Origin of the sequence: Pseudoalteromonas sp. A22 (genome assembly GCF_018141345.1) — a bacterium.
Taxonomy (GTDB): Bacteria; Pseudomonadota; Gammaproteobacteria; order Enterobacterales; family Alteromonadaceae; genus Pseudoalteromonas; species Pseudoalteromonas maricaloris.
In genome coordinates this window covers 796731-809193 of sequence record NZ_CP047238.1, presented here as the reverse complement: position 1 = coordinate 809193, position 12463 = coordinate 796731, and the positions used below count along the sequence as shown (strand labels likewise).

At 44.2% G+C, this 12463-nt stretch carries 15 protein-coding genes; 3 read left to right on the top strand and 12 right to left on the bottom strand.

The features are described from left to right. Positions 1–25: 25 nt before the first annotated feature. The 10 genes from rpoS to GSF04_RS08405 form a co-directional block, all read right to left on the bottom strand. Positions 26–1006, bottom strand: coding sequence for an RNA polymerase sigma factor RpoS (gene rpoS / locus GSF04_RS08450; RefSeq protein ID WP_017217021.1), 981 nt, complete (start codon positions 1004–1006; stop codon positions 26–28). 63 nt (positions 1007–1069) lie between these two features. Then, positions 1070–1891 (bottom strand): peptidoglycan DD-metalloendopeptidase family protein, encoded by an 822-nt coding sequence (locus GSF04_RS08445; RefSeq protein WP_211859274.1) that lies wholly within the window; start codon positions 1889–1891, stop codon positions 1070–1072. 125 nt (positions 1892–2016) lie between these two features. Beyond that, the gene (locus GSF04_RS08440) at positions 2017–2655 is read right to left on the bottom strand and encodes a protein-L-isoaspartate(D-aspartate) O-methyltransferase (protein ID WP_130126819.1); all 639 of its coding nucleotides are present in this window, start codon (positions 2653–2655) and stop codon (positions 2017–2019) included. A gap of 9 nt (positions 2656–2664) precedes the next feature. Next, positions 2665–3405: a 5'/3'-nucleotidase SurE gene (gene surE / locus GSF04_RS08435; protein ID WP_010377409.1), complete on the bottom strand. Its 741-nt coding sequence runs from the start codon at positions 3403–3405 to the stop codon at positions 2665–2667. 35 nt (positions 3406–3440) lie between these two features. After that, entirely contained in the window at positions 3441–4478 is a 1038-nt protein-coding gene (locus tag GSF04_RS08430; RefSeq protein ID WP_211859273.1) for a tRNA pseudouridine(13) synthase TruD, read from the bottom strand. Further along, entirely contained in the window at positions 4475–4951 is a 477-nt protein-coding gene (ispF, locus tag GSF04_RS08425) for a 2-C-methyl-D-erythritol 2,4-cyclodiphosphate synthase (RefSeq protein ID WP_211859272.1), read from the bottom strand. Before ispF ends, GSF04_RS08430 begins: the two co-directional genes overlap by 4 nt. Then, positions 4944–5642: a 2-C-methyl-D-erythritol 4-phosphate cytidylyltransferase gene (gene ispD / locus GSF04_RS08420; RefSeq protein WP_211859271.1), complete on the bottom strand. Its 699-nt coding sequence runs from the start codon at positions 5640–5642 to the stop codon at positions 4944–4946. Before ispD ends, ispF begins: the two co-directional genes overlap by 8 nt. Next, positions 5626–5919, bottom strand: coding sequence for a cell division protein FtsB (ftsB, locus tag GSF04_RS08415; protein ID WP_010377404.1), 294 nt, complete (start codon positions 5917–5919; stop codon positions 5626–5628). Before ftsB ends, ispD begins: the two co-directional genes overlap by 17 nt. Before the next feature lie 32 nt (positions 5920–5951). Continuing rightward, positions 5952–6596: a hypothetical protein gene (locus tag GSF04_RS08410; RefSeq protein WP_205991262.1), complete on the bottom strand. Its 645-nt coding sequence runs from the start codon at positions 6594–6596 to the stop codon at positions 5952–5954. Positions 6597–6680: 84 nt separating this feature from the next. Continuing rightward, positions 6681–7151, bottom strand: coding sequence for a DUF2947 domain-containing protein (locus GSF04_RS08405; protein WP_045962078.1), 471 nt, complete (start codon positions 7149–7151; stop codon positions 6681–6683). 84 nt (positions 7152–7235) lie between these two features. On the opposite strand from GSF04_RS08405, the gene GSF04_RS08400 reads away from it, so the two are divergent. Genes GSF04_RS08400 through GSF04_RS08390 form a run of 3 tightly spaced genes read left to right on the top strand, consistent with a single transcriptional unit; the run spans position 7236 to position 9539 of the window. Then, positions 7236–7472: a DUF1653 domain-containing protein gene (locus GSF04_RS08400; RefSeq protein ID WP_010377401.1), complete on the top strand. Its 237-nt coding sequence runs from the start codon at positions 7236–7238 to the stop codon at positions 7470–7472. Positions 7473–7515: 43 nt separating this feature from the next. Continuing rightward, positions 7516–8352, top strand: a complete 837-nt coding sequence (locus GSF04_RS08395; protein ID WP_026000904.1) for a MoxR family ATPase — start codon at positions 7516–7518, stop codon at positions 8350–8352. A gap of 2 nt (positions 8353–8354) precedes the next feature. Then, positions 8355–9539, top strand: a complete 1185-nt coding sequence (locus GSF04_RS08390; RefSeq protein ID WP_211859270.1) for a VWA domain-containing protein — start codon at positions 8355–8357, stop codon at positions 9537–9539. Positions 9540–9586: 47 nt separating this feature from the next. Here GSF04_RS08390 and GSF04_RS08385 read toward each other — a convergent pair whose 3' ends face one another. Together GSF04_RS08385 and acs are read right to left on the bottom strand one after the other, a co-directional pair. Then, complete coding sequence (locus GSF04_RS08385) at positions 9587–10240, bottom strand: response regulator transcription factor (protein WP_010377395.1); 654 nt, start codon at positions 10238–10240, stop codon at positions 9587–9589. An 86-nt stretch (positions 10241–10326) separates the two neighbouring features. Next, positions 10327–12267 carry an acetate--CoA ligase gene (gene acs, locus GSF04_RS08380; protein WP_211859269.1) on the bottom strand — a complete coding sequence of 647 codons (1941 nt, stop codon included), beginning with the start codon at positions 12265–12267 and terminating at the stop codon, positions 10327–10329. Positions 12268–12463 lie beyond the last annotated feature (196 nt).

Below are 12463 nucleotides of genomic sequence, written 5' to 3'. Positions count from 1 at the left end.
TTTTTAATGAGTAAATCATACCAATTTACTGTTGCTCAAATAGGCTATCGGTACTTAACCCTTCGTGTTGTAAAATGTCTTTTAAGCGTCTCAACGCCTCAACTTGAATTTGTCTTACCCGCTCTCTCGTTAGCCCGATTTCGCGGCCAACATCCTCAAGCGTAGATGGCTCATAACCAAGCAAACCAAAGCGTCTCGCGAGCACTTCTCGCTGTTTTGGGTTTAACTCTCCAAGCCAATCAACAATGTGTTTGTTAATATCGTTGCTCTGTACTTCGGTTTCTGGACCACCGCCCTTTTCATCCGCGATAATATCGAGCAGTGCTTTGTCATTTTCACCACCGATAGGCGTATCAACCGAAGTGATCCTTTCGTTTAGACGCAGCATCTTACTGACTTCTTCGACGGGTTTGTCGAGACATTCAGCGATTTCTTCTGCGGTAGGTTCATGATCCAGCTTTTGCGTCAATTCACGTGCTGTACGTAGGTAAACATTGAGCTCTTTGACAACATGAATAGGCAAACGAATGGTACGAGTTTGGTTCATGATTGCACGTTCGATAGTTTGACGGATCCACCAAGTTGCATATGTAGAAAATCTAAATCCACGTTCTGGATCAAACTTTTCCACCGCCCGGATCAGGCCTAAGTTACCTTCTTCAATGAGGTCAAGTAATGCCAAACCACGGTTGTTATAACGACGAGCGATTTTAACCACTAATCTCAAGTTACTCTCTATCATCCGTTTACGTGAGGCTTCGCACCCCTTTAACGCTTTACGCGCAAAGTAAACTTCTTCTTCTGCACTGAGCAGTGGGGAAAATCCAATTTCACCTAAATAGAGTTGAGTAGCATCTAAGTTTTTAACCACTTCTTCTTTGGCAAAAACTTCTTCGTCGTCTTCGAGGTCTTCAAGTAATTCGTCTTTCGGTTCGTCAATATTATCATCTTCGAACTTGTCTAACTCTGGAGTAGATTTTGTAGGTAATTTTGCAGTGTGAGCCATAAGTATTCTCCCCAAGCGAATAAAAGTAAGGGTACTCGAACCAATCGATGTACTCGCATTACTTTATGGCAAGTATTTTGCCGGGTTTACAGCTTGACCTTTAAAACGGATCTCAAACCTAAGCGCCGTCTTAGAAGCATCTGTACTACCCATTTCGGCAATTTTTTCCCCAACTTTAACTTTTTGCTGTTCTCTGACGAGTAACTTAGCGTTGTGGGCATACGCACTTAGATAATCATCTGTATGTTTCAGAATGATTAAATTACCATACCCACGCAACGCACTCCCTGCATATACAACTACACCGCCAGCAGCAGCCTTAACTGAAGTACCTGGTTTATTAGAGATCTCCAATCCCTTATAACCATTCTCTTTAACAGAGAAGTGACGAGTCACTTTGCCTTCAGCAGGCCATTTCCATAGTACCTTATTATTATACAAAGCCTTGGTACTACTAGATTTTTGTGTGGCTTGTCTTTGAACATACTCTCGTTGATTTGGCTTATCAAGCTCTTTTTTGGGGCTTTTGTTACTTTTTTGTTTTAAAGACCGAGACTTGTGGTTTACTTTCGTGTATTTTGTGTTCTTTTTGTTTTTATTTTTGGGATATTCTAGACGAATGATCTGATTGGGGTAGATCGTGTACGGAGGCTTAACTTTATTGATTTGCGCGAGCGTTCTTACATCTTTGTTCGCGCTAAATGCAATTGCAAATAAAGTATCGCCTTTTTTTACTTTGTAACTGCTTCCGTTAATATTAATTTTATGTGACGAAGTGGTCTTACCAGAGTATAAAGTTGTTACAGGCGCAGGCGTATGATTCGATGAGCAGGCAACAAGCAGGCCGCTTAAACAAATCGATATGATGACCTGAGACTTGTACATTACTTATATTTTCCAGTGCTACTATCAACGACTATCATATCAATCTAACTTAATTTTGCTTGGTTTTCACATTCTACTGGAAAAAATAGTTATATTTTATGGAGTTGTTTTTTAAAGCTACAAAATTAACCGACTTCGCCAGCGACTAAAGGCACAAAGCGTACAGGTGCGAGGGCGTGACGAATAAACTGCTCCCCTTGTTTAACAAACAAGGTGAGTGTTTGCGCTTCAACCCCGATGGGAATGACCATAGCACCGCCATCTTCTAGTTGCGCCAATAACTCATCTGGTACTGATTGTGCTGCGGCAGTAACAATGATCCCTGCAAAAGGCGCTTTTGAAGCCCAGCCTTTCCAACCGTCTCCATGTTTCATCGTCACATTATATAAATCCAGCAAATGCAGCCTTCTGCGCGCTTGCCATTGCAGTGACTTGATCCGTTCAATGCTAAAGACCTGTTCAAACACTTGCGCGAGTACTGCGGTCTGATAACCTGAGCCCGTCCCCACTTCCAAAATACGCCCTTTAACACCCACTTGTTTTAACACTTCGGTCATTTTTGCAACGATAAAAGGTTGCGATATTGTTTGTCCTTGTCCGATAGGAAGAGCTGTATTTTCATATGACTTATGTTTAAGCACTTCATCGACAAACAAGTGTCTAGGCGTGTTAGCGATGGCACTGAGTACCACTTCATCCTCTACGCCTTGCTGTTTTAGCAGTTCCACTAGCGCATTAGCGCTGCCCTGATAATTACTCAGCACATACGCCTCTTAAGATAACCAGCTCGCCACAGCATCTAAGCTCTCGTAAGCCGTCATATCCACCTTGAGCGGTGTGATAGCGGCATAACCGTTGTTTACAGCGTGAAAATCCGTGCCCTCACCAGCGTCACTTTCATGACCTAAGGTGCCATACCAGTACACACTTCGGCCCCATGGGTCGATTTGTTCGGTCATGGTATCCGCTTTATGACGTGAGCCTAGTCGAGTGACTTTAATCCCTTTTAAGTCACTTAATGGAATATCAGGGACGTTAATATTAATAATTTGGTCTTTTGGTAGCGGATGGTTTGCAAGCTTTTTAATGATCTCTACCGTGACATGTGCTGCAGTTTCATAATGGGCTTCATTTTTAGAGCAAAGAGAAACGGCAATCGCAGGTAAGCCCACATGTCGACCTTCAGTGGCCGCCGCAACAGTGCCGGAGTACAGCGTATCATCGCCAAGGTTAGCGCCATTGTTGATCCCTGCAACGACTAAATCCGGCAATTCATCCATCAGTTTGTTCACTCCAAGGTGAACACAGTCGGTTGGCGTGCCATTCACGGAGATAAAACCATTATCTAGCGTAGTTGCTCTGAGCGGGTTTAATAAGGTTAACGAGTTACTCGCACCGCTACAGTTTCTATCTGGACCAATAACGGTTACGTCTGCGATTTGTGATAACGCTTGATACAAGATAGCAATGCCCTTGGCGTGAACACCATCGTCATTACTCAATAGGATCTTCATATTTCACCTCTTTTTCTTGTTAGACAATGAGTATCTCACTGCTGTATCGACTCTTCATGTTTATTAAACTTTTTACTGGCATCTTTATGATTAACAAGCTCTCTGAGCAGCGCCGTGGCAAAAGTTCCTTTTGGTAAACTGAATTCAAGGGTTAGCGTACTGTCGTCAGCCATACTCACCTTAAGCGCTTCGGGTATTAATCTGAGCGCTCTACGCTCATTTTTCATCCCAAATTCTGCCAATCCTTCGTGCCATTTAGCAAAAGGTGCCAACCATTCACGCTCTTGCGGCAATAAGCCCTTTTCACCTTTACCAACCAATGGCGCCGAAAGCAAAATATCGCCATTCAGTAACCGCTCGATGAGTTCGCAATCAATCTCTGAGTCAAAAAAGGCGTTACTACCGCTCAGTAAAAAGATTTCACGGTGCCAAGTCGTTGCCAAACCATGCTCTGCCACGCGGCGACTAACGACTTCGTTGAACAGATGAGAGCGAGCGGCTGAAAGTACCAACCCTCTGAGTTTTTTATCGCGGATCTTTTCGCCGTCAAATAACCTATCTGCCATGGCTAAGTTGTGGCCATCATGACCAAAACGTTGCTCTCCAAAATAATTAGGAACCCCTTGGCGTACGGCATTAATACGCGACAGAATATCAAGTGGAGCAGTCACGTTTCTGAGGGTAATGGCAAAGCGATTACCCTTATGACAACCTGTTTTTAACTTTCGATTGTGCCGTATTTGCTGCACCACAAAAATAGAGTCACTATTTAGTGCACTAAAATCTATCAACTTTTTAATTGGCACCGGCACGCTAAACCACTGCGTACAAACACCGTGTCTGTCTTTAATTCCAGCATAACTGACATCTCGCGGTGAAATTTGGGCAAATTCTGCAAGCTTTTTAGCGACAAAGGCGGTGTTTTCTCCCTTTTTTATGATCTGCAAGCAAACGTGCTCACCTTCGCCAGTAAAAGGAATATCTAAAATTTCTTCGACTCTAAAGTCTTCTGGTTGTGACTTATAATCGCCGTCAGATAACGGTTTGCCATAAAGATAGTTGAGTGTCTTCATGCTTTTACCAATAGCACCACAGCATGGCTTGAGATCCCTTCTTTACGCCCCTCAAAACCCAGTTTTTCAGTGGTAGTTGCTTTAACATTAACTTGGTCTAGCTGCGCTTCACAATCCGCAGCAAGGTTAGTGCGCATCGCATCAATATGTGGTCGCATCTTTGGTGCTTGTGCGACAATCGTGACGTCGATATTCCCTATTTGATAGCCAAGTATTTTCACTTGTTCCATCACGCGGCGTAATAAAATACGACTGTCGATATTTTCAAATTCACTCGCGGTATCAGGAAAGTGCTTACCAATATCTCCCAGCGCAAGTGCCCCCAACAAGGCATCACACAATGCATGAATTGCCACATCACCATCGGAGTGCGCAATAAAGCCCTGTTCGTAAGGAATTTTTTCCCCACAAATCGTCAATGGGCCAGCTCCACCAAATTTATGAACATCAAATCCGTGGCCAATTCTAATCATGCTGTTTACCTTGTTGTTGAATTATAAACTCCGCCAGAGGTAAATCCTCCGGCGTCGTGATCTTAATGTTATCCGTACGCGCGGCAATGAGTTGGACTGGCTGATTTTGTAATTCCATCGCTGATGCTTCATCTGTGATATTTGCACCTTGAGAAAGTCCAAGCTCCAATGCCGCCAATAACTCTTCATACCTAAACATTTGAGGCGTAAAAGCCTGCCATAACGACGCTCTAGGCACGGTCTCCTGTACCAACTCCGCACCGCGTTTGATGGTATCTTTAACCTTGGCAGCCAGTATGCCACCTTGCTGTTGATTTATACATTGTGAAATCAGCTGATGAATATCGTCCAGCGCAACTAAAGGTCGAGCTGCATCATGAACTAACACCCAGTCAGGGCGACTTGGTGCCAATGCTTTTAGCGCCAATAAAACAGAGTCGGCACGTTCTTGTCCACCTTCGCAGTGGCTAAAACGGCTATCAGGCAGTAACGCCGATGAAAAATATCCATCTTCTTTGGAAACGGCGACCATAAATTGACTGACGCACTCAAGCCCGGCTAGTTTTTCCAGTGTGTGTACTAAAATTGGTTTACCTAATAGTGGAATATATTGTTTAGGCATCTGCGCCTGCATACGACTGCCAACCCCAGCTGCGGGGATGACGACTGCAAGTTTATCGTTTCTTTTCATGAGGTACTTTCGGTAATACACGGATAAAAGTTTCGCCAGGCTTAATCATGCCGAGCTCATGACGAGCACGCTCCTCAACCCCTTCAAGGCCGAGTTTTAAATCGTCGATATCCGCTTTTAATAATTTATTTCGTTTACTGAGATTGGCATTGGTTTCTTGGTGCGATTTAACCACGGATTTTATCCGAGTGTAGTCCTCCACGCCGTTGTGGCCGAACCAAAGTCTGTACTGAATAAATAGCGCTAAAACCAACAGCGCTAACTGAAAAAATCGCATTGCTTAATCCAAACTTCTGTTTTTTGAGTCGATTAGGATAGTTGACTCATTTTTGTTTTTTGTACTTGTGGCCAATTAATTGAACTGGCAAGTAACATTTCTCTTAGCGTCAGTCTTCGTGGTACTACCGCCTTGCCAAAATACCAAGTATGGCCACAACAAGCCGCTGTCATTAACGCTTTCGTTGGTTTTAGCAATTGTACACGCGCTTCGTCGCTTGCTTGTAAGCTATTACCATTAACACTAAACCAGCCAAATTGGTTGCAGTGCAATTTGTCAGCCTCATTCACTTGGTCGACACTGTCGAGCCTTACGGTTGTCCCCGTCGAGTCTGCATATAGCACGGGAACCACCAGCCCCACTTTCACCTTAGTGGTAAAAAATGCTGCGTTGGCAGCGTCATCACATTTAGGCTGTGATTTTTGCTTTGCTAACCAACATCCATTGAAACTATCTAGCTCAAGCGGGACATCACCATGAATAATATGTGTGGCCGCGCGCTCAACATAATACGGCAGGCTGTTTAACAAACGCTGAAGGCGAGTATGATCTGAGAGTTCAGCAAGTTTCGGCAACTCTCTGGCATAAAATACATTTACAAGCTCGGCAAATACAAGGCGAGATGCTTCGTCATACCAGATTGTATTTTGCTGTTGCTCCAAAACGCCTCCCGTCAATGCAATCTACTTTAGTAGACTGGTGTACATCCTTTATACACTAGCCATGTTTCAAATCAAAGCAAACTGCTCAGTTGTACTTGCTTACGGCTTGGTTCCTAATTTTGCTTGCCCCTCAGCCATAAATTGTACTACCGAACTGCGTTTTTTTCCTATTAAGAAACTACCGTCAGTCAAAAACATAAAGTTCTGCCAACATCGCTTGAACACGTCAAAACGGGTCTCGATCACATCATCTCGAGAGAGACAAAAATACACGGTGGTATTAGCTTGCCAATCAAGAAATTGCTCGATAGTTTCAGGAAATGCTTCTCCGGCTTCCCACGGCTGCTCCCAATTGAGGGTTTCTTGCCATGAGTCCGCTTTACCAACCCAATCTGTTTTATCAAAGAAATCAGGGTGATCTTTTTCGTTGCTTACCATAGTGCTCCAAAGCACCGCAGCGCGCGCCGCTGACATTGGCTTTATCAATGCCAGGTCGGATTCTTCGATTGGAAGATCTTTATGTTTGAAAACCCAAGCTTTCTTATAATCGTCCAGCGCAATATAATTCATCTTTAAACACCTTCAGTCTTAATGGCACGGATTATAACATTTCAGTCCGTCACGTACGGCTTTTATTTTTTGGAGCTTGAATTAGTGGATATCACACCTGGAATTTACCGCCACTACAAAGGAAAATTATATCGAGTGCACGCCTTGGCAACGCACAGTGAAACGCAAGAGAAGCAAGTGGTTTATCAAACCTTATATGGAGATATGAGCTTTTGGGTTCGACCACTTGAAATGTTTTTAGAAGACGTTATGGTCGAAGGCGAAGCGGTGCCTCGCTTCACCTTAATCGAAACCGAAGCAGGGTTGGCAGCGAAAAGCTGATTGTGGCAAGATGAGCCTATCTCATCTGACCACAAGAAGTTGAATTATGTTTAAAGGTACTGATCAATATATTGCTACCTCTGCACTACAACAGGCCGTGAATGCGGCCATCGTTTTAGAAAAACCACTCCTGATTAAAGGTGAGCCTGGTACAGGCAAGACCTTACTCGCCGAAGAACTGGCAAAAAGTTTAGATACCGAACTAATCCAATGGCATATAAAGTCAACAACCAAAGCCCAGCAAGGCCTGTACGAATACGATGCGGTCTCGCGTTTACGCGACAGTCAACTTGGCGATCCTCGCGTTAATGACGTTGGTAATTACATCATCAAAGGTAAGCTGTGGCAGGCCTTTACCGCGACAAAGCGCCCCGTTCTGCTGATTGATGAAATCGACAAAGCCGATATTGAGTTTCCCAATGATCTACTGTTAGAACTCGATAAAATGGAGTTTCATGTCTACGAAACTAACGAGCAAGTAAAGGCAAAGGTGCGCCCCATCGTGATTATTACTTCAAACAATGAAAAAGAGCTGCCAGATGCCTTTTTACGCCGCTGCTTTTTCCACTACATCGACTTTCCGAGCAAAGAAGAGATGCAGCAGATTGTAGACGTGCATTTTCCACATATTAAAGCAAATTTAGTACAACGAGCACTCGAAAGCTTTTTCCAATTACGCGACACACCAAACCTAAAGAAAAAGCCAAGCACGAGTGAATTACTCGACTGGCTAAAACTATTATTAGCGGAAGATATTTCCCCTGACGCGTTGCATGACAAATCTAACCAAGGTGGCCTAATGCCGTTATTTGGTGCGCTACTTAAAAACGAGCAAGATGTTTCTTTGGTTGAGAAACTCGCCTTTATGAGCCGCCGCTGATCATGCTCATCGATTTTGTACTCACGCTTAGACGTTACGGTATCAAAGCGAGCCTGCGCGAATTACTAGACTGTTTAGAGGCGCTGGATAAAGAAATTTGCTTTGCCGATCTGGACGGCTTTTACTTTTTGGCAAAAACCATCTTCGTGAAAGATGAAACCTTGTTTGATAAATTCGACCGTGCGTTTGCTGATTACTTTGAGGGAATAGAGTCAATTGATCTCTTCTCACAACTTCAACAGCAGCAATTGCCTGAGGATTGGTTGCGTAAAGAGTTTGAGAAGTCGCTGTCTGAAGAAGAAAAAGCCAAACTTAACGCCATGGGTGGACTCGATAAGCTCCTTGAAACGTTAAAAGCACGCTTGGCTGAGCAACAAAAACGTCACGCAGGGGGTAATAAATGGGTTGGTACAGGTGGCACTTCGCCTTTTGGCGCTTACGGCTATAATCCTGAAGGGATCCGCATTGGCCAAGATGGAAACCGTCATCGCCGAGCAGTAAAGGTCTGGGATAAAAGGCAGTATCGCAACCTTGACAGTAATACCGACATCAGCAGCCGCAATATTAAGCTTGCACTCAAGCAATTGCGTAAATTTGCGCGCAGCGGAGCAAGCGATCAGCTCGACCTTAATGAAACTATTCGCGCTACCGCAAGACAAGGCGGCATGCTGGATGTGAAAATGGCTCCTGAGCGGCATAACTCAGTGAAGGTATTGATGCTGTTTGATATTGGCGGCTCTATGGATGACCATATCCAGCTTTGTGAACAACTCTTCAGTGCCGCACACAGTGAATTTAAGCACCTTGAGTTTTTTTACTTTCATAATTGTGTGTACGAACATGTTTGGCACGATAATGACCGTCGTGACAGCGAATTGCTTGATACTTATCAGCTAATTAACCGATACGGCTCAGACTATCGACTAATATTTGTTGGTGACGCGACAATGGGTCCCTATGAAATCACCTATCCCGGCGGTAGCGTAGAGCATTGGAATCAAGAAGCAGGAGCTACTTGGCTGAATCGTTTAACCAATCACTTTAGTAAGGTGGCTTGGCTTAACCCTCAGCCGCAAAGCTATTGGTCTTATTACCATTCGATAGAGCTAATAGATCAATTAATGCAAAACCGAATGTATCCGCTAACAATAGAGGGACTAAGTCAGGCGTTTAAAGAGTTAAGCTAAAGCAGTGCTGCTTGCAAGGTAAGCACCTTGCAAGCAATAATGCGAAGTTAGTCATTCGCTTCGATAGGTTCTAGTTGTAGTTTTGAAGCGATCAATACGGCTTGAGTACGGTTATAGACACCCAACTTTCTGAAGATAGCGGTGATATGCGCTTTCACCGTTGCCTCTGAAATATTTAGCTCGTAGGCAATTTGCTTATTCAGTAAACCTTCGTGTAAATATTGCAGCACTTTATATTGCTGCGGCGTGAGCGAGGCCACTTGTTGGGCAAGCTCTTTGTCTTCCCCTTCCAGTTCAGCCACTTTGTCTTTCATGCCTTCAGGCAACCACGTGTCACCTTCAAGCACTTGCTCTATGGCTTCGGTAATTTGTTCTACTGACGCCGCTTTTGGGATAAAACCCATCGCGCCGTATCCCATCACTTTAGAAATGATAGAAAGGTCTTCGCTTCCCGAAACCACAACAACTGGAAGACTTGGGTGATCCTCACGGATCCGAATTAGTCCATATAAATCACCATTGCCCGGCATATGTAAATCGAGCAGGAGTAGGTCTAGTTCTTCTTGTTGTTGTAAGACCGAGAGCGTAGTGTCAAAGTTTTCAGATTCGAATACCTCTAATCCTTCAAACTGCGCTTTTAGAGCCCCCTTAAGCGCCTCTCGAAATAGAGGATGATCATCCGCGATTAAAAACTGATACATGCTATGCTCCTAAAAAATCGGCTGTTATCGTAAAGATAACAGCCGTTATAGTATGTTTATATTAGGTCGCAATTCAAGTTATTCAGTTAACGATTCAATCTATTCTCGATTAATTCATCAACCACACTTGGATCGGCAAGTGTAGAAGTATCCCCTAACTGTTGATACTCGTTGGCTGCAATCTTACGCAAAATACGGCGCATGATTTTACCAGAACGGGTTTTAGGTAAACCTGGAGACCATTGGATCATGTCAGGGGTTGCAATTGGGCTTAGCTCTTTACGCACCCAATTTCTCACCTCTTTAGTTAACTCGTCAGATACCGTTACCCCTTCATTTGGCGTGATATAGACATAGATCCCTTGGCCTTTAATATCGTGTGGATAGCCTACCACAGCCGCCTCAGCAACCGCTTCGTGAGCGACTAACGCACTTTCGATTTCAGCAGTACCGAGGCGGTGACCTGAAACGTTAAGTACATCATCCACGCGACCGGTGATCCAGTAGTAACCGTCTTCATCACGGCGACAACCATCGCCCGTGAAATAAACGCCCGAATAAGCCGAGAAGTAAGTTTGTTCAAAGCGCTCATGGTCGCCATAAACCGTACGGGCTTGTGAAGGCCAGCTATCCAAAATCACCAGATTACCTTCGGTCGCGCCTGTCAGCGTATTACCTTCCGCGTCAAATAGTGCAGGAGCAATACCAAAGAATGGACGGGTCGCAGAACCCGGCTTAAGTGCAGTAGCGCCAGGTAGTGGCGTGATCATGATGCCGCCCGTTTCGGTTTGCCACCAAGTATCTACGATAGGACAATCACTATTACCAATTTGCTCATAATACCAAGACCAAGCCTCTGGATTAATTGGCTCACCGACCGAACCCAAAATACGTAAACTGTCACGCTTAGAACTTGCTGTCGGCTCATCACCCTTCGCCATCAACGCACGGATCGCGGTAGGTGCAGTATAGAGAATAGTAACACCATGTTTATCAACGATTTCACCCATGCGACCAGACGTTGGATAAGTCGGTACGCCTTCGAATACAACTTGAGTACAACCATTTACTAGTGGACCATAAGCAATATAACTGTGACCCGTGATCCAGCCCACATCCGCGCTACACCAGTAAATATCATCTTCTTGAAGGTCGAATACATACTCATGGGTCATTGATGCATACACTAGGTATCCACCCGTAGTATGCACTACCCCTTTCGGCTGACCGGTAGAGCCCGAGGTATAAAGAATAAAGAGCGGATCTTCCGCATTCATCATTTCAGGTTCACATTCGGCAGGTTTATCAGCAACTAATTCATGCCACCATACATCGTGAGCATTCCATTCAACATCGCCACCTGTTAATTGATGTACAATCACATGCTCGATAGTGGTGACGCCAGCTTGCGCTACCGCTTCATCAACATTTGCCTTAAGCGGCACACAATTACCACCGCGACGACCTTCATCTGAGGTGATGACAACTTTGGCGCCAGAATCTTTGATACGGTCTGCAATCGCTGAAGGTGAAAAGCCCCCAAACACAACGGAATGGATAGCACCAATTCTTGCACAGGCCTGCATGGCATAAATTGCTTGTGGAGTCATCGGCATGTAAATAGCAACGCGGTCACCCTTTGTAACGCCTAAACTCTTAAGACCATTGGCAAGCTTTGCGACTTCATCGTGTAGCTGTTGGTAGGTAATATTTTCTGTTTGTTCTGGATTATCACCTTCCCAAATCAATGCAACCTTATCGGCGCGCTTTTCCAGGTGTCTATCAATACAGTTATAAGAGGCATTTAGTACGCCGTCTTCGTACCATTTAATATTGATATGGCCTTTGTCGAATGAGGTATTTTTAACTTTGCTATAGGGTTTGAACCAATCTAAACGTTGACCGTGCTCTTTCCAAAACTCTGCGGGGTCATCAACCGACTTTTGATATAGTTCTTGATATTGCTCGTCGTTGATTAATGCTGCGTTCTTGATTTTTTCAGGAACTGGATAAATGCTCTGTGACATAGTCATCTCCATTATATTTAGAGGTCTAGGTCTGCTAGACACGCTTTTCCTAAGGATCACCCAGCCTTGGGTGTTTAAGTATTAGACCTTAGTTGTAGAACAGCTGCAAACGTAAAAGTTTCATACAGCTTACCGATTGTACCCAATTTAATACAAATATTATGATCGCCTTATCCTCCACTCATTTACCGTATGC

Bases quoted from the DNA above. Each gene is read 5' to 3' on its own strand.
- rpoS (WP_017217021.1), bottom strand. From the start codon at position 1,006: ATGGCTCACACTGCAAAATTACCTACAAAATCTACTCCAGAGTTAGAC.
- GSF04_RS08445 (WP_211859274.1), bottom strand. From the start codon at position 1,891: ATGTACAAGTCTCAGGTCATCATATCGATTTGTTTAAGCGGCCTGCTT.
- surE (WP_010377409.1), bottom strand. From the start codon at position 3,405: ATGAAGATCCTATTGAGTAATGACGATGGTGTTCACGCCAAGGGCATT.
- GSF04_RS08430 (WP_211859273.1), bottom strand. From the start codon at position 4,478: ATGAAGACACTCAACTATCTTTATGGCAAACCGTTATCTGACGGCGAT.
- ispF (WP_211859272.1), bottom strand. From the start codon at position 4,951: ATGATTAGAATTGGCCACGGATTTGATGTTCATAAATTTGGTGGAGCT.
- ispD (WP_211859271.1), bottom strand. From the start codon at position 5,642: ATGAAAAGAAACGATAAACTTGCAGTCGTCATCCCCGCAGCTGGGGTT.
- ftsB (WP_010377404.1), bottom strand. From the start codon at position 5,919: ATGCGATTTTTTCAGTTAGCGCTGTTGGTTTTAGCGCTATTTATTCAG.
- GSF04_RS08405 (WP_045962078.1), bottom strand. From the start codon at position 7,151: ATGAATTATATTGCGCTGGACGATTATAAGAAAGCTTGGGTTTTCAAA.
- GSF04_RS08390 (WP_211859270.1), top strand. From the start codon at position 8,355: ATGCTCATCGATTTTGTACTCACGCTTAGACGTTACGGTATCAAAGCG.
- GSF04_RS08385 (WP_010377395.1), bottom strand. From the start codon at position 10,240: ATGTATCAGTTTTTAATCGCGGATGATCATCCTCTATTTCGAGAGGCG.
- acs (WP_211859269.1), bottom strand. From the start codon at position 12,267: ATGTCACAGAGCATTTATCCAGTTCCTGAAAAAATCAAGAACGCAGCA.